The organism is Lysinibacillus sp. NPDC093216 (assembly GCF_050280325.1).
Classification (GTDB): domain Bacteria; phylum Bacillota; class Bacilli; order Bacillales_A; family Planococcaceae; genus Lysinibacillus.
The window spans coordinates 118,757-137,901 of record NZ_JBNNVB010000006.1 but is presented as its reverse complement, the minus strand read 5'-3'; the positions used below and the strand labels follow the sequence as shown (position 1 = coordinate 137,901).

The 19,145-nt window shown below is 39.2% G+C and carries 17 protein-coding genes; 8 read left to right on the top strand and 9 right to left on the bottom strand.

What is annotated here, in order from left to right:
• Window positions 1–5: 5 nt before the first annotated feature.
• Both ACQKOG_RS09540 and yhaM read left to right on the top strand, forming a co-directional pair.
• Window positions 6–2,897, top strand: coding sequence for an ATP-binding protein (locus ACQKOG_RS09540; RefSeq protein WP_402870948.1), 2,892 nt, complete (start codon window positions 6–8; stop codon window positions 2,895–2,897).
• The gene (yhaM, locus tag ACQKOG_RS09535; RefSeq protein WP_370080911.1) at window positions 2,894–3,832 is read left to right on the top strand and encodes a 3'-5' exoribonuclease YhaM; all 939 of its coding nucleotides are present in this window, start codon (window positions 2,894–2,896) and stop codon (window positions 3,830–3,832) included. Before ACQKOG_RS09540 ends, yhaM begins: the two co-directional genes overlap by 4 nt.
• Before the next feature lie 310 nt (window positions 3,833–4,142).
• Here the strand turns inward: yhaM and ACQKOG_RS09530 are convergent, their stop codons facing one another.
• Complete coding sequence (locus ACQKOG_RS09530) at window positions 4,143–5,105, bottom strand: peptidylprolyl isomerase (RefSeq protein ID WP_370080909.1); 963 nt, start codon at window positions 5,103–5,105, stop codon at window positions 4,143–4,145.
• A 144-nt stretch (window positions 5,106–5,249) separates the two neighbouring features.
• Here ACQKOG_RS09530 and ACQKOG_RS09525 point away from each other — a divergent pair, with 144 nt between their 5' ends.
• A complete protein-coding gene (locus ACQKOG_RS09525) occupies window positions 5,250–5,354 on the top strand; it encodes a YjcZ family sporulation protein (RefSeq protein WP_082337661.1) in 105 nt (34 codons plus the stop codon).
• A 597-nt stretch (window positions 5,355–5,951) separates the two neighbouring features.
• Here ACQKOG_RS09525 and ACQKOG_RS09520 read toward each other — a convergent pair.
• The 5 genes from ACQKOG_RS09520 to ACQKOG_RS09500 form a co-directional block, all read right to left on the bottom strand.
• Window positions 5,952–6,497, bottom strand: a complete 546-nt coding sequence (locus ACQKOG_RS09520) for a DUF3267 domain-containing protein (RefSeq protein WP_370080907.1) — start codon at window positions 6,495–6,497, stop codon at window positions 5,952–5,954.
• A 182-nt stretch (window positions 6,498–6,679) separates the two neighbouring features.
• The gene (locus tag ACQKOG_RS09515; RefSeq protein WP_370081047.1) at window positions 6,680–7,240 is read right to left on the bottom strand and encodes an HTH-type transcriptional regulator Hpr; all 561 of its coding nucleotides are present in this window, start codon (window positions 7,238–7,240) and stop codon (window positions 6,680–6,682) included.
• 156 nt (window positions 7,241–7,396) lie between these two features.
• Window positions 7,397–7,792, bottom strand: coding sequence for a YtxH domain-containing protein (locus ACQKOG_RS09510; RefSeq protein ID WP_370080905.1), 396 nt, complete (start codon window positions 7,790–7,792; stop codon window positions 7,397–7,399).
• Between the two features lie 141 nt (window positions 7,793–7,933).
• Entirely contained in the window at window positions 7,934–8,464 is a 531-nt protein-coding gene (locus tag ACQKOG_RS09505) for a tryptophan transporter (RefSeq protein WP_370080903.1), read from the bottom strand.
• A gap of 123 nt (window positions 8,465–8,587) precedes the next feature.
• Entirely contained in the window at window positions 8,588–9,010 is a 423-nt protein-coding gene (locus tag ACQKOG_RS09500; RefSeq protein WP_402870954.1) for an HIT family protein, read from the bottom strand.
• A 104-nt stretch (window positions 9,011–9,114) separates the two neighbouring features.
• On the opposite strand from ACQKOG_RS09500, the gene ACQKOG_RS09495 reads away from it, so the two are divergent.
• Together ACQKOG_RS09495 and ACQKOG_RS09490 are read left to right on the top strand one after the other, a co-directional pair.
• Entirely contained in the window at window positions 9,115–9,864 is a 750-nt protein-coding gene (locus ACQKOG_RS09495; protein WP_370080899.1) for an ABC transporter ATP-binding protein, read from the top strand.
• Window positions 9,848–11,032: an ABC transporter permease gene (locus ACQKOG_RS09490; protein WP_370080898.1), complete on the top strand. Its 1,185-nt coding sequence runs from the start codon at window positions 9,848–9,850 to the stop codon at window positions 11,030–11,032. The genes ACQKOG_RS09495 and ACQKOG_RS09490 overlap by 17 nt, the downstream gene beginning before the upstream one ends.
• Before the next feature lie 58 nt (window positions 11,033–11,090).
• On the opposite strand, the gene ACQKOG_RS09485 is transcribed toward ACQKOG_RS09490, so the two are convergent.
• On the bottom strand, window positions 11,091–12,251 hold the full coding sequence (locus ACQKOG_RS09485; RefSeq protein ID WP_427446157.1) for an amidohydrolase: 1,161 nt from the start codon (window positions 12,249–12,251) through the stop codon (window positions 11,091–11,093).
• Between the two features lie 646 nt (window positions 12,252–12,897).
• The gene (locus tag ACQKOG_RS09480) at window positions 12,898–13,416 is read right to left on the bottom strand and encodes an antibiotic biosynthesis monooxygenase family protein (protein WP_402870959.1); all 519 of its coding nucleotides are present in this window, start codon (window positions 13,414–13,416) and stop codon (window positions 12,898–12,900) included.
• 233 nt (window positions 13,417–13,649) lie between these two features.
• On the opposite strand from ACQKOG_RS09480, the gene hemE reads away from it, so the two are divergent.
• The 3 genes from hemE (at window position 13,650) to hemY (ending at window position 17,216) form a co-directional block, all read left to right on the top strand.
• Window positions 13,650–14,699, top strand: coding sequence for a uroporphyrinogen decarboxylase (hemE, locus tag ACQKOG_RS09475; RefSeq protein WP_402870961.1), 1,050 nt, complete (start codon window positions 13,650–13,652; stop codon window positions 14,697–14,699).
• A gap of 154 nt (window positions 14,700–14,853) precedes the next feature.
• The gene (hemH, locus tag ACQKOG_RS09470; protein ID WP_427446155.1) at window positions 14,854–15,774 is read left to right on the top strand and encodes a ferrochelatase; all 921 of its coding nucleotides are present in this window, start codon (window positions 14,854–14,856) and stop codon (window positions 15,772–15,774) included.
• Window positions 15,775–15,788: 14 nt separating this feature from the next.
• Window positions 15,789–17,216: a protoporphyrinogen oxidase gene (gene hemY, locus ACQKOG_RS09465; RefSeq protein WP_402871024.1), complete on the top strand. Its 1,428-nt coding sequence runs from the start codon at window positions 15,789–15,791 to the stop codon at window positions 17,214–17,216.
• 162 nt (window positions 17,217–17,378) lie between these two features.
• On the opposite strand, the gene ACQKOG_RS09460 is transcribed toward hemY, so the two are convergent.
• On the bottom strand, window positions 17,379–19,145 hold a 1,767-nt coding region (locus tag ACQKOG_RS09460), incomplete at its 5' end, for a beta strand repeat-containing protein (protein WP_427446153.1).

The following is a 19,145-nucleotide window of genomic DNA, read 5'->3' as shown; positions in this document are numbered from 1 at the left end:
ATAACATGCTAACGATACAAAAAATCCAAATTTATGGTTTTGGTAAGCATGAAAACATCACCATTACTTTACATGAAGGTGTTACCATTTTTTATGGTATGAATGAAGCGGGTAAAACAACCATTCAACAGTTTATTTTACAAATGCTTTTCGGATTTCCCACGAGACAGCAGACACAACGTAAATATGAGCCGAAAGTATCGACTAAATTCGGTGGTCAGCTTACAATTGGGCATCCAACGTATGGGCAATGCACGATAGAACGCATTAAAGGCAAGGCCGCTGGAGATGTCACAGTTTATCTAGAAGACGGAACAATTGGGCATGAGGAACTTTTAGCAAAACTATTATATGGTTATTCAAAAGCTTCCTTTGAGTCCATTTTCTCCTTTTCATTACATGAACTACAGGGCATTGAAAAAATGTCAGAGGAAGAGCTTACACATTTGTTGCTTGCCTCTGGGACAACAGGGATTCAACAGCTATCGTCTCTAGAAAAGAAAATGGACAAAGAATCTGGTGAGCTTTTTAAAAAAACAGGCAAAGTGCCACTCATTAATCAAAAATTGGAGCATGTAAAAAAGCTAGAACGCACAATTAAACAAGAACAAGGTAATATTCAGACCTTTGAGGATAAATTATTACAATTACAACAGCTCGATCAAAGGCTAGAAGGGTTATATAATCAGCAAAAAACACAGCAACGAAATTGGCAACAGCTTACAATTCTGCAGCAGGCTATGCCGCTTTTAAAACAGCAAAAAGCTTTCGAACAGACGCAAAAAAGCTATGAACATGTGCAGTTTCCACCAGAAGGGATCCGACGTTATGAGCAATTAAAGGATCGGCTTATGCATGAAACACTACAAATGCAGCAGCTGAGGGAGCAGTATCAGGAACTACAAAAAAAGCTACAATTAACGGTGGACGAGCAAACTATTACTGAAATGTCTCGGCTTTTAAATAGGGAAGCAACATGGAATCAGTTAGTCGTTAAGGAACAGAACTTAATGGATGAGCTGTTTTTAATCGAGCAAGAAATAGAAGCGCAGTTTCGTTTGTTAGGTGTTCAGGAAAAAACAGCGCAGGATATTCTACTTGTGGAAACAGTGTCATTACAGCAAGAAGAACAGTTTCAACAACAATTAAGCCTATTAGAAGAAGCAGAAGAAGAACTGAAATTTCATTTGCGTTCGTTGGAGCAACTACATGCAGAATTAGATACAATTGCTCAACTAAAACAACAGCTTCAACAGGAGTCATTATCTACAGAGGAAGAACATATTTTAGCACAGTGGCCTCAACGAAAGCGAAAGCTTGAACAATTGCGCTATGGAAGGTCGCAGCGCTCGAAACAACAACAACCAAATGTTTTTATATTTATTGTGTTAGCCATAAGTATACTTTCGTTTATTTATGGTGTTATGGAAAAAAATATGGCTGTCATCGTTGTAGGAGCGGTTATGTCGCTGATCATTATTTTATATTTGAAATTTGCTAGACAAACACATGAAGCGCCGAGTAAACAACAAAGTCAGCAAATACGTGAGTTAGAGCAGGAGGAAAATGTTGCTCAAGCCATCCTGCTGAAAAAACAAAAACTTGAAGATCGCTTGTTACATGTAAATGAGCAACAGCAAGAAAAAGAACATCAATATGTGAAACTTGAATATAAAATTCAGCGGGCTGAGCAGGTGAGTGAAGAGGCTACTCAGTCGCTTCAACATTTTTTAGGGCGCTATCGCTTAGAGGGGAATATACCGAAAACATTATTACCCGAGCTGTTTATGCGCATTCGTGGTGCTCAAGAGTTGGCAGCAAAAAAGAAGAGTACATTTACACTCCTACAAACGGTACAAGCGGAGAAAATTGAGCTTCTAGATCAAGTACAGCGAGTCTTACATGCAGAGTATAGTGAGCAAGAACTCTTTATGCATTTACGTAATACATTCCTTACTTTACAGCAGGAGCAACAGATATCTCAACAAGCAAAAGAGCAGTTAACTAGCCTTCAGACCAAAATTCAAGGAGTTCAATCACATATAGACAGCTATGAGTCTGAAATTACTCAGTTATATAATGCTGCGAATGTTCAATCAGAGAAGGCTTATTACGAAACTCATGAACAATTTGAGCAACAACAAAAAATAACAACAGAACTTCAAGCCATTCAGAGTCAGCTAGCCTCGCTGAATGTAGGAAACGAACAGTCATTAATGGACGAGGAACAGCTTAAAGAAAAACTACTTACTTTAGAAGAAGAGCGTGGCGCAATGCAGGTAGCTATAGATCATTGCTTAGAACAACGCGCGACACTACAAATTCAGAAGGAGAATCTTCTAAATGACGAGAAATATGGTCAATTGCTTCAACAGTTTGAAGAGGAGAAATCAGTGCTGCAACAGCTAATAGGGCAATGGGCTACAAAAAAGGCATTGGCTACTGCAATTCATGAAACATTGTTCCGCCTAAGAGAAGAAAAACTACCATATGTTTTGACAGAGGTTAATGCGATATTTAATTTATTAACAGGTGGACGTTACGAGAAGCTTTTAATTAATGATGAAGGCTATTTTGTTACACAGGATGTTTCTGGATTACGTTATCAAATGGCAGAATTATCACAGGCAACGAAGGAGCAAGCTTATATTTCGTTGCGCATGGCACTAGCAAAAACACTGACAACTTCTGCTCCATTTCCATTTATTATGGACGACCCTTTTGTCCATTTTGATCGAAACCGTACAGACAAAATGGTACAATTAATGAAAGAAGTAGGGTATGAACGTCAAATTTTATATTTTACTTGCCATGACGGGATGCTCGAACATTGGCAGAAAGACCAAATAGTTAATGTAGGAGCACTAGCAAATGAAAGGGGAGTGGCGTCAAAATGAAGGGTATTACGACGCTCCAGGTTGGAGAATCAGTTGATCAATTTTTATTAATTAAACAGGCGACAAAAGGAGTTACCACAGTTGGAAAGCCATTTATGTCACTGTTATTACAAGATAAAAGTGGAGATATTGAGGCAAAGCTATGGGATACAAATGATGATCATGAAAAAATGTATCACGCTGAGGCAATTGTCCGTGTAGGTGGAGAAATTCATGACTACCGTGGCAAAAACCAATTGCGTATAAAATCAATCCGTGTAGCAAAACCGGAGGAGGGAATTGCTATTAATGATTTAGTTCCTTCCTCAGCAACTCCAAAAGAAGAATTATATGAAGAATTGACGCAATTTTTCTTTGATATTAAAAATCCAAATATTTCTCGAATTACACGTGCAGCTATTAAAAAACATCAAGATGCTATTTTAGTATATCCAGCTGCAACGAAAAATCACCATGATTATGCATCTGGTCTTTTGGATCATATGGTGTCAATGTTAAGACTAGGAAAAGCAATTGCTGATTTATATCCTACATTAAATCGAGATCTGTTATATGCAGGGATTATTCTGCATGATATCGGTAAGGTTGTTGAGCTATCAGGGCCAGTTGCAACAATGTATACTGTAGAAGGGAATTTACTTGGTCATATTACGATTATGGTCAATGAAATTGCCAAGATTGCTAGTGAACTAGAGATCGAGGGAGAGGAAGTCATGCTATTGCAACATATGGTGCTTTCTCACCACGGTAAAGAAGAATGGGGCAGCCCGAAAAAACCGATGATTCAAGAAGCGGAAATCTTGCATTATATTGATAATATTGATGCAAAGATGAACATGCTAGCACGAGCATTAGGTAAAACAGCGCCAGGTGAGTTTACTGAGCGACTATTTCCGCTTGATAATCGATCGTTTTATAAGCCGTCTATTAAATAAATGTAGATCTGAGGCTTCAGAGGGGATGCTCTGTCTATAAGTTAATTGGATTCAGGACCGAGCGAAAGCGTCACAGATGAGCCTCTTAGTAAAGGAAGAAGGCTAAAAGCAAAGTCATGTGATAGCGCCTTTGTGAAAAAATGAAATAGCATTTAAAAGGAAAGAGGATTCATTTTGATTAAACTTTATTCAAAATAAATCCTCTTCATTTGTCTTTTATAAGTGTTTTCAAGATACTTTTTGTATAAAAAGGGTTACGCCTGTATAAGCGTAACCCTTTTTCATATAGTAAAATAACAACAAATTTAGATTATTTTTTGTCAGTATCTTTATTACTTTCTTTTTCAGCGTTTTCTTGAGCTTTTTTAGCTGCTTCTTCTTGAGCTTTAGCTTGCTCTTCACTTGTTGTTGTAAGGGACTTGATAACAGGTTCTAATTCTTTATCAGATGTTTTAATATCAGCATCTTTTGCCATTTTTGCAATGATATCTTTAAGAACTTGTTGGTCCTCACCTGTCTGCCCTAATTTTTGTAGCATCTGTGAACGGATGTTTTCTTCTTCATCTTTGAATGAGCCAACACCTTTTACATCACGCTTGTCCGTAATTTCAATAACGTGGTAACCAAAGCTTGTTTTAACTGGTTCACTTAAAGTGTTTTCAGGAAGGGCATAAGCAGCATCATTAAATTCATCTACCATTGCGCCAACAGAGAACCAACCAAGCTCTCCGCCTTTTGGAGCAGAGCCAGTATCAGTTGAGTATTCTTTTGCTACATCAGCAAATTTAGCGCCACCTTTAATTTTGGCAATGACTTCTTGAGCTGTTTTCTCATCTGCTACTAAAATATGACGACCATTTAACTCAGTTTTCATTTGCTCATAATGTTTTTTGATATCTGCTTCTTTAAAAGCTTTATCTTTTAAAGCCTTTTCAGAAAGAAGTTGAACACGTAAAGCATCTTTATAGCCTTCTTCAGTTAGGCCGTTCTCAGAAAGTGCTTGGGCAAAGTCATCACCAAATTGTGAAGCAGTTGCGTCATATGCCTCTTTGACTTCTTTATCTGATACTTTATATTTATCAGCTAATACTTTTTCAGTCAACATTTGTGAAAGTATTTGAGAACCTGCTAAATTTTTTGATGTTTTGTTAAAGTCAGCAACTGTAATGTCTCCTACTTTTGAAGTTGCAATCGTTTTGTTGTCTCCTCCGCTACAAGCACCAAGCGCTAATACCGAAGCAGCTAATGTTAAAGATAAAACTGTCTTTTTCATAGTGGATATTCTCTCCTTACAATGGTTTCGTCCATTTTTTACTATAACATAAACGTTTTAAAAACAAAATGGTTCCCCCTTGAGTATAGCCTATATTTCAAACTTTCAAGCGCATAGGATATAGAAAAGAAAGGGGGTGAAGTTATGAGCAGCGGAGGATATGGTGGCGGTGGCTACGGCTCAGGCTTTGCTTTATTAGTTGTGTTGTTTATTTTATTAATTATCGTTGGTGCAGCGTTCCTATATTAATTAATAAAAATGACGAAAAGCTAAGGGTTTAACGTCCTTAGCTTTTTTTACAATGTAAGGCATCCACACCGCAGTTTTGAGGTCACGTCACAAATATATGGTCAGACCAAGTGATCACATTAGGTGTCCAAAAGGAAGTGGATGCCTTTTTCTTATTAACTTCTTTCAGCAGATGACTTTTGTAGCGAAAGCGAAGCGCCAGCTACAAAAATCTTCCACCTCTATTGGTGGCGAGATGAATGCGGATTTAAGTAACTTTCAAAAGGTGTCCAAACATCCGCTGAAATAAGTTAAAGCCTCCGGCGGATGTCACGGAATTATGCCGAGGCATAATTGATCTACTATACTGCATATAAAACTTCAATATAAAATGAGACAAGTAATATTGTTATAAGTATATTTATAGTTCGGAATACTTTTGGTTGTTTTTCTTCGGGAATTTCACGTCGCATGCACAGCGCATAAGTCATGCGGTTTATTTGAAATAAATAGAACACCGAGAATAGAACTACAATCATTAACAGCAAGTCTATTCCTCCCCTCTTTCAGTATTAATAGCATAACAAAAAACGTCAATAAAACACAAGTACAAGCAATTTAGTGAATAGTAGGTGGCACTAAAATTTCATAGCCCTTAGGCGTCTCCTCAACCTGGGAGTCTTTAGGTGAATTCAATAAATATTTCACATATAGAATATCAATTACACATAGACTACAATGGTAAGCTAAAAGTAAAGTGCCGTAATGTGTATACGCAGGGAATAGCAGTGTACCTAATATAATGCTTGTATTTAAAACAATAAATGGTGTGAGTAAAGCTAAAATATAACGATTTTTCGATAAAGGTTCACGGATACGCATGTGTAGCACAGGAATAACATAAAATTGGGTACGCACACGCAATTTTAAATGTTGACGTAAATCATACAATGCTAGAAAGTGTAAGCATTTGTGGATTGGATAGATTGCAAATACAGCAATTACAAATAGCCAAAACAAACGATCTGTATAGTGCTCATCATTAAATAAATTAAATGTTACATAGGAAAGAGAGAATACAGTTAAAAAAGAAAATATAGCCATGATCATAATACGCGTTTTTCCGTAATGATGTTCAAGGTTTAATATTTTCCAACAATGCATGATTATCAACTCCGTAGTATGAATGGTCCTATCTAATGTAAATTGATTTTTGCTAGAATGCAAGAAAAAGGAGGTATCTCAGAAAAATTTCTGAAGTACCTCTTTTAGCATGATTTATAGGCTTTAAGGCCATTAAGCTCAGATTACGAACAACCGACCCTAAAAGCCTATTATTTTCACTTTCATCCTTTTACAGTTGGACGTTCTTCTACCTTATCAAAGGACTCACGGAAGTGTTGGAAGGAACGCTCAAAAATGTCGATGAAGTCCTCACCGTATATATTGCGAATAACAGCCATAACGTCTAAAAATTCTGGGAAGCGACCGTATAGGTCTTTTAAAGCTAATGAGCCTTCTAGCACAGAATGATACGTATTATGATAATTACTATTCATTTCAACAATAAGTTCTGTACCTGTTTCTGTTAACTCAACATACGTATTACGCTTATCGTCATCCCGCTTTGAAAACTTAAGGAATCCACGTTCTTCTAATTTTTTAGAAAAATTAAATGCTGTAGAAACGTGCATAACCCCGAATTTTGCCACATCGGAAATTGAAGCCCCTTTTAAATGATACGAAATCCATAAAATATGATGTTCGTTAATATTTAAATCGTAGGGTTTAATCCATTGCTGCCAATCTTTTTCCACTGCTTTCCATAAGGCTTTTGATAATTGCGCAATTCTTTGACTATAAAGCATCGCTTCTTTTTGAGTGTATAATTCCTCTGACAAAGCCATCACCTACTGCTTTCTTTAACATTTTAAAAATATTATAGCAATAAAGGAAAAAAGTTTAAAGTTAGAAAAATTAAAAAATTGAAAAGTGGTTGAAAAATAACATTATATAGATTGAAATTGATAAAAATGCAGTTTATTTATCAGTGTGCAAGGACTTTAGTCGCTAACTTTTTCTTGCGGTTTTTTCTTTTTTTCTGTAAATTGTGCAACGTTTTTCTCGATTTCGCTTATTGAATTCTGTAATGCTTCTATTTCTTGTTGTAAGTTATTTTTTGACGGCTCGATTTCTTCAGTAAATGTAGTAATAGTTTGTTTTAAATCATTTATTATTAGTGGTATATTATTTTTCATTTCATTTGTGAGTGAATTAACGGATTGTTTAACTGTGCCTGCTTGCTGTTTTACATCTAAAAGCTTGTCCTTTGTACTTGCAGCATTTGCTCGCAAATTAGCACGTAATTGTTGTCCTGATTGAGGAGTTGAAAAAAATACAGCGATTGTACCGCCGACAATCCCAGCTGCCAGTCCAAATAAAAATGGTTTTGCTTTCATTTTGAATACCTCATTTCTTTAATGATCATGTGTTACCTACTATTAAACCATGAAATGTACAAATACAAAAAGAAAAAAGAAACTAAACGAGTGATTTTGAATCACTGTTTAGTTTCCTTTGTAGATGAACATGTATTTTTATTAAATTGAAATAGCTGTTTGGAATTTAGAACGCTTCACTAATTTTGCAACTATAGGATAAATAATTGCAAAAGCAATAACATTAAATACTACAGCAGGTAATACAACGCCTACAAATAGAACAGCGAATGTTGCACCAACATTTGCATTGAAAACAAAAAGTGCGACTGCTAAAAAGACCGTTCCAGATAAAATTGTTCCTAAACCAACTAAGCCAGCAGATACTGCGAAATTGCTTGCCAATTTTTTTAGCACCATTAAGACAGCTAAAAAGACAAAGCCTGTTACTGCTTTATCGATAATATTTGGAACAAGGCCAGCTGGAAATGTTGTAAACAATCCTGAAAGTACTCCTGTTGCTAAAGAAAGTAAGAACGTTTCTTTAAAAGTAGGGAACAATAAAATGCCAATAAACATCATTGTTAGCATGAAATCAGGTTTCATGCCATTTACCATACCTGGTGTGACCACGTAAAGGGTAGCACCAACACCAACTAAAAGTGCCATTAATACTAAATTCTTTGTATTCATTTCTAATCTCTCCTCGACTATGCTAATCTTTTTTGTCTCCTAACGTGTCCTCATGACCGTTAGCGAAACTTATTTGTGATTGTACGCTATAAATTTAAAAATTGCAACACACAATTCTGACAATTAGAGTGTCTCAATGTTAGCTTTAATGCTTTCAGCAACTTCAGTTAATTGCTCTGGTGTATATTTTTGTGTTTGCCAAATTAAGCCCAAGCCTTCTTTTTGATCGTAACGTGGAATAAAATGTAAGTGATAGTGGAAAACAGTTTGTCCAGCTGCAGCACCATTATTATTAATTGTATTCAGTCCGATTGGATTAAAAGCAGCTTTAATAGCATTTGCAATTTTCGGTGCTACTGCATATAAATTACGAGCTACATCCTCAGGCATTTCGAATAGATCCTTACAGTGATGTTTTGGAATTAATAGTGTATGACCTTTTGCAACGGGCGAAATGTCAGTAAATGCATAGACATGCTCGTCTTCATAAATTTTTGTGCTTGGAATAGATCCATCAATGATTTTGCAAAATAGGCAATCGCTCATTTGAAAATTCCTCCTTATTTTATATGTAAGTACATTCTATCACACTCATAACTGTATCATTTGCTAATTTTTGATAAAATATAAACTAGAAGAGGAGTGAGGGCATGACGGTATTAGAAGTACAACATGTGACAGGTGGTTATACAAGAAAGCCTGTTATTAAAGATTTATCATTTGCGATTGAAAAAGGAGAGCTTGTTGGCTTAATAGGCTTGAACGGCGCTGGGAAAAGTACAACGATTAAGCATATCATCGGAACAATGCTTCCGAAAGAAGGCGACATTCGTTTGAATGGTGTGACGTTAAAGGAAAATACGGACAAGTATCGTACAGCATTTTCCTATATTCCTGAAACACCTGTATTATACGATGAGCTAACATTACGTGAACATTTAGAATTGACCGCAATGGCTTACGGTTTAGATGAAGCAACACTCGCAGCTCGTTCAGAAATATTATTAAAAGAATTTCGAATGGAAAAGCGACTTAATTGGTTCCCTTCGCATTTCTCAAAGGGAATGCGTCAAAAGGTTATGATTATGTGTGCCTTTTTAGTCAATCCAAGTCTTTACATTATTGATGAGCCTTTTGTGGGTCTTGATCCACTTGGGATTCAATCATTGCTTGATCAGATGGATGAAAAGAAAAAAGAGGGCGCTTCTATATTAATGTCCACGCATATTTTATCGACCGCTGAAAAGCATTGTGACCGCATCATTTTATTGCATGAAGGACGTGTGCGAGCACAAGGAACAATGGAGGATTTACGCAACGCATTTGCGATGCCACATGCGACATTGGATGATTTATATATTGCAATGACAAAGGAGCGCGACCATGAAGAACTTGCGTGATGTATGGTCCTCTCGCTTCATGCACTATATAGGTGAAGTGCAAAAATATATGCGGTTTATTTTTACAGGGCATTTAGCGATTGTACTAGTATTTCTTATCGGAGCAGGGGGTTATCAATATAGTGAATGGCTGAAAGTTGTACAGTCTGATTTTCCAGCAGAGGTATTAATCGCAGTATTTGTAGGGATTTTACTAGCATTTAGTCGTCCAACTTCACTTTTGAGAGAGCCAGACCAAGTGTATTTATTACCTTTAGAATCAAAAATGTCGCAGTATTTCAAAAAGGCGTTAGCGTGGACGTTTTGGTCACAGGTGTGGGTTGTGGCAATTGTTTATATCGTTAGTATCCCTTTACTAAAGGCTGTTACTGAATTAACTACATTTGAAATTTGGTCAGTGTTCCTACTTATTATTATATTGAAGTATTTGAGCGTTCAGGGCGAATTTAGCTTTCGTTATAGTGAACGGGGTCAAATGATATGGGTGGACAGGCTAATTCGAGCTGTTATCTTTAGTGTTGCTGTGTACATGGGGCTTCATATGCAGCTTATTTTAGCAATTGTTGCTGCTGCAATTGGGTGTGTGTATATTGTAATATTTAGAAAAAAATGCACGGGTGAACCTGTCCCATACGAGCATTTCGTAAAGCTTGAACAAAACCGCATGATGAGCTTCTATCGTTTTGCTAATTATTTCACAGACGTTCCACATCTACGTGGTAGCATCCGTCGTCGAGGTTGGCTTGACTGGCTTTACAAATTTGTTCCATACAACAAGGATAATACTCAAAAATACTTGGTGTACCGTACATTCATCCGAACAGATGATCATTTTTATTTATGGTTCCGTTTAACAGTGATTTCAGCTGTTATTGCAGCCTTTGTAGATATACCAGTCGTTTCATGGATTGTTGCAGGTGCATTAAGCTTTGCTACAACTATACAATTAAAGTCGGCATTATTATCAAGTGGTGAGTTCCGCATGGACATGCTTTATCCTTTACCTGATGAAGCACGTAAGGTAGCAGTCAATCAAATTGTACGTCTTGCGATGATCACTCAAGCTATTATAGTTGGTCTATGTGGTATCACACAGCCAATGTTTTATGTAACTTTTATTATCATACTGATTGTAAGTGAATTGACTGCTAAGGTCTCAAAATCTTGATAATGAAATCAAAAGCTCATTTCTCCGATAAAAGAATTGGAGAAATGAGCTTTATTTTCTATTCTACTAATTGGTAGTCTAGTGCTGCTGTTAATAATACCTTTGCAGCAATGAGCATACCTTTTTCATCTATATCGAATTTTGGATGATGATGTGGTGCATATTCAGATGGTCTGGCTCCAGTAAAGAAGAAAGTACCTGGTTTTTCTTCTAAGTAGTAAGCGAAATCTTCAGCCCCCATACTTGCTTTAACTTCCATAACATCGCAAATATCCTGTGCGATGTCACGCACAAATAGTGTTTCTTTCTCATGATTTACAACTGCGGGGTAGCCACGACGATAATTCAGTTCAATTGTACAATCATGCGCAATTTCTGTACCTTGGATAACCCGTTTAAACTCACGCTCCATCGTTTCACGAACATTCTTATCAAATGTTCGAATTGTACCATTTAAATAGGCTGTATCGGCAATAATATTGTCAGCATTAGATGCTACGAATGAACCAACTGATAAAACAGCCGATTCGATTGGGTCAACTCGACGTGCGACAAGTTGTTGTAAATTCATAACAAGCTGAGAGCCAATAACGATTGCATCCTTTGTTTGATCCGGATGAGCGCCGTGACCGCCTTGACCTTGAATTTTCATTTCAAAACTATCAACAGCAGCCATCGTTGGACCGACGCGGTAGCCAATCATGCCTGTTGGATGGTTAGAAGATAGATGTGTACCAAAAATAGCATCAACGCCATCCAAAGCTCCAGCCTGTACCATCCCAATCGCTCCTCCTGGATCAGCCTCTTCAGCATGCTGATGAATCAGTACATATTCTCCTGCTAATTCATCGCGCATTTCCCACAATAGCTTACCGACAATTAACAAAGTAGCTGTATGACCATCATGCCCGCAAGCATGCATAACGCCAGATACAGTTGATTTGTATGGTACGTCTTTTTCATCTTGTATAGGCAGTGCATCAAAGTCTGCTCGTAAGGCAATCGTTTTGCCAGGCTTGCTTCCCTTAATCCGTGCAATTAAACCGTATCCACTGACATTAGCTTCAACCGGTATGCCTAGATTTTTATAAAATTGAATAATATAATTAGCGGTTTCTTGCTCCAGAAAGCTCAGCTCCGGATGCATATGTAGATGACGACGAATCGCCACCATTTCATCAAAATGGGCATCAATCTTTTCAAGTAAACGTTGGTTCACAGTAAAACCCCCTTAAACAGATTATCCTAGATTTTTATTAGTAACATAATAGTTTCACAAACTGGATAAACAGCGGTTCAGCACTTCTCATAAAAGAATATTCTTGGCAAGAGTAATGCATTCCCCGCGTTCTGGAGAATGCCCCCGGAAGGTCGGTGGATACCCGCGAATCCGGGGAGAATACCCGCGGAAGAGCATCGAGTACCCTGCACCTGGTGGATACTCGCGCACCCGAGCAGAATACTCGCGGAAGGGAAGCGAATACTCGCGAATCTGAGTGAAATACTCGCGGAAGAGCAGTGAATACCCGCGCCCCCGGAGAATACTCGCGGAAGAGCAGTGAATACCCGCGAAACCGAGTAGAAAACCCGCGGAAGAACATCGAGTACCCCGCACCTGGTGGATACTCGCGGAAGAGAAGCGAATACTCGCGAATCCGGGGAGAATACTCGCGGAAGGGAAGCGAATACTCGCGAATCTGAGTGAAATACTCGCGGAAGAGCAGTGAATACCCGCGCACCTGGTGGATACTCGCGCACCCGAGCAGAATACTCGCGGAAGGGAAGCGAATACTCGCGGAAGAAAAGCGAATACCCTCGCACCCGGGAGATACCCGTGGAAAGCAGTGAATCCCTGCACGCCCTAACTAATCTTCATTTTCTTCCTTTGGAGCAGCGCTATAGGTTGTGACATATGAAGCTGCTGAGAAAATATTTTGTTGATTCACACCTGTTGGTTCTTTTCGTTCAGCGTGTGCGGATGCAAAGGCCTTTGAGCTTTTCCATGCTTCAAACGAATGAGGGCCGTTCCATTGTGTCATGACAATGTATGTTTCACTATTTAATGGACGAAGTAGTCGAAATGCTACAAAGCCTGGCTCATCTTCTATAGCGCCTGCTCGATTTAAAAAGCGATGTTCAAAAACTGGTCGACCCTCATCTGTAACGGGAATATTGTTGAATACAAAGAAGCCGCGTTCTTCTAAATCATTTACTGAATCTAGCACTTCAAACTTACGAGGTGTGGCAAAGACTGATTTTCTTTCAGTTTCGTGTATAAGCACGGAGTTCCCTTCTCCATGTATTAAAATCATTGCCTCGTTTGGATATTTATTCTTAATCTGTTCTAAAAAATCACCTGTACCAGAAGTTAAATAAATATACATAAAATTGACCTCCTTATGAATTTTCGTAATATAGCGTGATTATCTCCATTTAAGTGGAAGTCTAAAGCTTTGTCAAAAAAGAAATGTCTTAGAAAGAACAATTTTATGACATTTCACTATGAAAACTATACAATAACAGAGGAAGCGTTTACTATTGAAAACGGATATCAATAATAACGGAATAAACAAGAGAATTTTACGATATGAATTTTATTGAGGGGAAGGAACTATTCATGACAACTTTTAATGATACTCTTCTACGTGCTGCACGAGGAGAAAGAACTGAGCATACACCAGTATGGTATATGCGACAAGCAGGACGCTCTCAGCCAGAATATCGTGCGATTAAAGAAAAGTATTCTTTAGAGGAAATTACACTTCAACCTGAGCTTTGTGCATATGTAACGCGATTACCAGTAGAAAATTACAATGTTGATGCGGCAATTTTATACAAAGATATAGTAACTCCACTCCCTGGTATTGGGGTAGATGTGAAAATCAAAGCAGGCGTAGGTCCTGTAATTTCAAATCCTATTCGCTCAGTCGCTGATATAGAAAAATTAGGCGAATTTAATGCGAAAGAACATACACCATACGTTTTAGAGACGATAAAAATGTTAACAGAGGAACAACTAAATGTACCTTTAATCTGCTTTGCAGGTGCGCCATTCACCCTTGCAAGCTATATGATTGAAGGTGGTCCTTCAAGAAATTATAATAAAACAAAGTCATTTATGGTATCAGAGCCTCAAGCTTGGTTTGCATTAATGGACAAATTAGCTGACATGATTATTTCTGATGTTTCTGCCCAAGTCGAAGCGGGAGCAAAAGCTATCCAAATATTTGACTCTTGGGTAGGTGCTTTAAATGTTGAAGACTATCGTGTTTTCATTAAACCGATTATGACACGTATTTTTGCTGAGCTGAAAAAAGAAAATGTGCCACTTATTCAGTTTGGCGTCGGTGCAAGTCATTTAGCAAAAGAATGGAATGATTTACCGATTGATGTAGTTGGCTTAGATTGGCGTTTACCAATTAAAGAAGCGCGTGCAAACGGTATAACTAAACCAGTACAAGGCAATTTAGATCCATCACTATTACTTGCTGACTGGTCAATTATTGAAAAACGCACGAAAGATATTATCGATCAAGGCTTAGAAATGCCAGGACATATTTTTAACTTAGGTCATGGTGTCTTCCCAGAGGTTGACCCAGAAGTGTTAAAACGTTTAACAGCTCTTATTCATGAGTATAGTGCTCAACAAATCCAAGCACGCTCTTAATATAGATATGAACAAGAATATTTTCTTTTCTATGAATGACATCTCGATTTCATCGTAGAAAGGGTGCTGTCCAACCTAATGAATTGGACAGCTTCTTTTTGTCACATACTATAATTAAAGATATATTTAACTATTATTTAGAGGTGAAAAGGTAATGAAAGAAGTTAAAGGCTTATTAGTTATGGCATACGGAACACCCTATAAAGAAGAAGACATCGAACCTTACTATACGCATATTCGCCACGGTCGCAAACCAACAGAAGAGCATTTAGAAGATTTACGCAGTCGTTATGAAGCAATCGGTGGTTTATCGCCACTTGCTGCTGCTACTAAAGCGCAGGCTGAAGCTTTATGTGCACGTTTAAATGAAGTACAAGATAATGTGGAATATAAATTATTTATCGGATTAAAGCATATCCACCCATTCATTGAAGATGCTGTAGAAGGAATGGTAGCGGAAGGTATTAAAGAAGCGATTTCTATCGTATTAGCTCCTCACTTCTCAACGTTCTCTATTAAATCATATAATGGTCGTGCAACAGAAGCGGCTGGAGATCGATTAACAATTACTTCTGTAGAATCTTGGTATGATGAGCCGAAGTTCATTGAGTATTGGAAAATGAAAGTGAATGAAACATTTAATGCAATGTCTGAAGGAGAACGTGAAAAAGCATGTTTAATCGTGTCTGCACATTCACTTCCAGAGAAAATTAAAGAGCTAGGCGATCCATATGAAGATCAATTAATTGAGACGGCTCGATTAATTAAAGAAGCGACAGGTGTAAACAATGTAGAAGTTGGCTGGCAGTCAGCAGGTCAAACACCTGAGCCATGGATCGGTCCAGATGTTCAGGACTTAACGCGTGAACTTTACGAGCAAAAGGGCTTCCGTTCATTCGTTTATACACCAGTTGGCTTTGTAACAGAACATTTAGAAGTGTTATATGACAACGATTATGAATGTAAAGTTGTTTGTGATGAACTTGGCGCGAAATATTATCGTCCAGCAATGCCAAATACACACCCGTTATTTATTGATGCAATGGTTGATGCCATTCATAAAAAATTAAGCTAAGCGAAAAGAAAGTGATGATGTTGGTGACTCAAAAAAGACGAAAGGTAGTTGTTGTAGGCGGTGGCATTACTGGCCTCACAGCTGCGTTCTATTTGCAAAAAGAAGCAAGCGCAAAAGAATTGCCGTTAGATATCGTACTTGTCGAGTCGTCATTACGTCTTGGCGGAAAAATACAAACACTGAGAAAAGATGGCTTTATTATCGAGCGCGGTCCAGAATCTTTTTTTGATCGTGAGAACTATGTATATGCTTTGGCAAAGGATTTAGGCATTGAACAGGAAATGATTACAAGCAATACAGGACCGACTTATGTTGCCGTTGGTAGTCAATTGTATCCAATCCCGAGCAGTCTTTTGTCTGGAGCAACACCACATGTCTCGTCATTTATTACATCAGGTTTGTTTTCACTTAGCGGGAAAGTTCGTGCGGCGGGGGATTTTTTCATCCCTCGGTCTGCACAGAACGATGACCAACCATTAGGGCAATTTTTTAGAAGAAGATTCGGTGCTGAAATTGTAGAAAATCTAGTAGAGCCATTACTTGCAGGAACATTTGCTGGTGATATTGAGCAGTTAAGCATGCGCTCAACATTCCCACAGCTCTATGGATTAGAGCAAAAATATCGTAGTCTACTGATTGGTATGAAAAAGTCTGGTGCGAATTTTTTAAGTAACAAACTCAATACGAAAGATAAGGGGATTTTTCAAACATTTAATAATGGTCTTGAGTCACTTATCGAAAAACTTGAAGAATCACTACTTCCAGGGACAGTTATGAAGGGTGTTAAAGTTGAGGAAATTGAACATGGTAAGGATGGTACAGTCCAAGTTGTGTTAAACAATTTTACACAATTAAAAGCAGATGCTGTTATTATTGCTACACCATTTAATGTGGCAAGAAAAATGTTCAGTAAACACCAGCTATTAAATGAATTGAGTACGATGAAGGCAGCAACTATTGCTACTGTGACAATGGCATTTAAAAAAGATCAGTTAGGTGATCTAGATGCGTTATCATTTTTTGTCTCCCGAAATAGTGATTTTTCAATAACTTCTTGTACTTGGATTAACCGCAAATGGCCAGGCACAACACCAGATGATTATGTGCTGTTACGCAGTTATATTGGCCGAGTCGGTGACGAGGCAATTGTAGCGTTATCTGATACAGAAATTGAAAAGACTGTATTGCAGGATTTAATGAAAACAATTGGTGTAAATGGAGAACCGTTAATGACTGTAGTTTCCCGCTGGAAAAATGCTATGCCACAGTATACGGTAGGACATGAAACGAAGGTAGAGCGAGTAAAACAAGAATTACGTGAACATTTTCCGACTGTTAAGCTCTCGGGGAGTTCCTTCGAAGGAATATCAATACCTGAGTGCGTTGAGCAAGGTAAAAATATTGCTGACGAAACATTAAAGGAAATGTTTGGCGATTTTTAAGGATAAATGGTTATCAGTAAGTAGTACAAACTTGAAGATCAATGTTTGTACTACTTTTTTATTTTGAAATTTGATAGGACAAAGTACAAATTGCACAAGTTAGATAACTCAAATTAAAAACTGGGAAAGTAAGTTTCTACTTTCCCAGTAAAGATCTTAATGCTATGAAATTCGGTGACATGACCATACAATACCGCCGGAGTTAGCTCCTCCAAGAGTAAGTCCTAACGTTAAACCGTTAGCATTGTAGAATAAATCAATAACATCACCTGCATTTAAATCGGCTTCCCCAGCTAATGTTACTGTCCCATTACCAAGGACAGCACGTAAGGTTAACAGGGTTACAGCTATATTTAATACAGGGAATAAACCACTTATTAAATCTGTGGTAGTGTTTTGGCGAATAGCAAATGATGGATTGATACCGGCACCTAAGCTTATGGTAATCGCTGCAGTAGTTGAGTAGTTGATTGTAGCTTCAAAAGCATATCTTCCAGTCGTTGGAACAGTGAAAATTCCGGTCGTTGGATTGAATGCTGGCGTTGTGAAATATGGAGCTGCAACACTCCAGTTAGTAATTGTGGTAGAAGCACTTACTGTTAAAGCATTAGCAAATGCTGAGAAACCTTCTGTAAATGCTGGTCCGGTAGAGCCGGTAACACCAGTGAAACCAGTAACACCAGTGAAACCAGTAACACCAGTAACACCTGTTGCTCCAGTAGCCCCAGTAGCCCCAGTAGCTCCAGTAGTACCTGTTGCTCCAGTAGCCCCAGTTGCTCCAGTAGTACCTGTTGCTCCAGTAGAGCCAGTAGCACCAGTAGAGCCTGTTGCTCCAGTAGAGCCTGTTGTTCCCGTAGCGCCCGTTGCTCCGGTAGAGCCTGTTGCTCCAGTAGCCCCGGTAGAACCTGTAACGCCAGTAGAGCCAGTAGAACCAGTCACACCAGTAGCTCCAGTAGCTCCAGTGTCACCAGTAACGCCAGTAGATCCAGTAACGCCAGTAGAACCGGTAACTCCGGAAGAACCAGTAGCCCCAGTAGAGCCAGTAACGCCAGTAGAGCCAGTAGCTCCCGTAGCCCCGGAAGAACCAGTAGCTCCAGTAGAACCGGTAACTCCGGAAGAACCAGTAGCCCCAGTAGAGCCGGTAGCTCCAGTGTCACCAGTAACGCCAGTAGAGCCAGTAGTTCCCGTAGCCCCGGAAGAACCAGTAGCTCCAGTAGAACCGGTAACTCCGGTAGAACCAGTAGCCCCAGTAGAGCCGGTAGCTCCAGTGTCACCAGTAACGCCAGTAGAGCCAGTAGTTCCCGTAGCCCCGGAAGAACCAGTAGAACCGGTAACTCCGGTAGAACCAGTAGCTCCAGTAGAACCGGTAACTCCGGTAGAACCAGTAGCTCCAGTAACGCCAGTAGAGCCAGTAACTCCAGTAGCCCCGGTAGAACCAGTAGAACCGGTAACTCCGAAAGAACCAGTAGCCCCAGTAGCCCCAGTAGCCCCAGTAGAGCCGGTAGTTCCAGTGTCACCAGTAACGCCAGTAGAACCAGTAGCCCCAGTAGAGCCGGTAGCTCCAGTAGCCCCAGTAGCCCCAGTAGAGCCGGTAGCTCCAGTGTCACCAGTAACGCCAGTAGAGCCAGTAGCTCCCGTAGCCCCGGTAGCCCCGGTAGCCCCGGTAGAACCGGTAACTCCGGAAGAACCAGTAGCTCCAGTGTCACCAGTAACACCAGTAACACCAGGAGCCCCGGTAGAACCAGTAGAACCAGTCACACCAGTAGAGCCGGTAGCCCCAGTCGCACCAGCAGAGCCAGTAGCCCCAGTAGAACCGGTAGCCCCAGTAGCCCCAGTAGCCCCAGTAGCCCCAGTAGCCCCAGTAGCCCCAGTAGCCCCAGTAGCCCCAGTAGCCCCAGTAGCCCCAGTAGCCCCAGTAGCCCCAGTAGC

Excerpts from the sequence above, each read along its gene's own strand:
- ACQKOG_RS09540 (WP_402870948.1), top strand. The coding sequence starts at position 6 with ATGCTAACGATACAAAAAATCCAAATTTATGGTTTTGGTAAGCATGAA.
- yhaM (WP_370080911.1), top strand. The coding sequence starts at position 2,894 with ATGAAGGGTATTACGACGCTCCAGGTTGGAGAATCAGTTGATCAATTT.
- ACQKOG_RS09530 (WP_370080909.1), bottom strand. The coding sequence starts at position 5,105 with ATGAAAAAGACAGTTTTATCTTTAACATTAGCTGCTTCGGTATTAGCG.
- ACQKOG_RS09525 (WP_082337661.1), top strand. The coding sequence starts at position 5,250 with ATGAGCAGCGGAGGATATGGTGGCGGTGGCTACGGCTCAGGCTTTGCT.
- ACQKOG_RS09520 (WP_370080907.1), bottom strand. The coding sequence starts at position 6,497 with ATGCATTGTTGGAAAATATTAAACCTTGAACATCATTACGGAAAAACG.
- ACQKOG_RS09515 (WP_370081047.1), bottom strand. The coding sequence starts at position 7,240 with ATGGCTTTGTCAGAGGAATTATACACTCAAAAAGAAGCGATGCTTTAT.
- ACQKOG_RS09510 (WP_370080905.1), bottom strand. The coding sequence starts at position 7,792 with ATGAAAGCAAAACCATTTTTATTTGGACTGGCAGCTGGGATTGTCGGC.
- ACQKOG_RS09505 (WP_370080903.1), bottom strand. The coding sequence starts at position 8,464 with ATGAATACAAAGAATTTAGTATTAATGGCACTTTTAGTTGGTGTTGGT.
- ACQKOG_RS09500 (WP_402870954.1), bottom strand. The coding sequence starts at position 9,010 with ATGAGCGATTGCCTATTTTGCAAAATCATTGATGGATCTATTCCAAGC.
- ACQKOG_RS09495 (WP_370080899.1), top strand. The coding sequence starts at position 9,115 with ATGACGGTATTAGAAGTACAACATGTGACAGGTGGTTATACAAGAAAG.
- ACQKOG_RS09490 (WP_370080898.1), top strand. The coding sequence starts at position 9,848 with ATGAAGAACTTGCGTGATGTATGGTCCTCTCGCTTCATGCACTATATA.
- ACQKOG_RS09480 (WP_402870959.1), bottom strand. The coding sequence starts at position 13,416 with ATGTATATTTATTTAACTTCTGGTACAGGTGATTTTTTAGAACAGATT.
- hemE (WP_402870961.1), top strand. The coding sequence starts at position 13,650 with ATGACAACTTTTAATGATACTCTTCTACGTGCTGCACGAGGAGAAAGA.
- hemH (WP_427446155.1), top strand. The coding sequence starts at position 14,854 with ATGAAAGAAGTTAAAGGCTTATTAGTTATGGCATACGGAACACCCTAT.
- hemY (WP_402871024.1), top strand. The coding sequence starts at position 15,789 with ATGATGTTGGTGACTCAAAAAAGACGAAAGGTAGTTGTTGTAGGCGGT.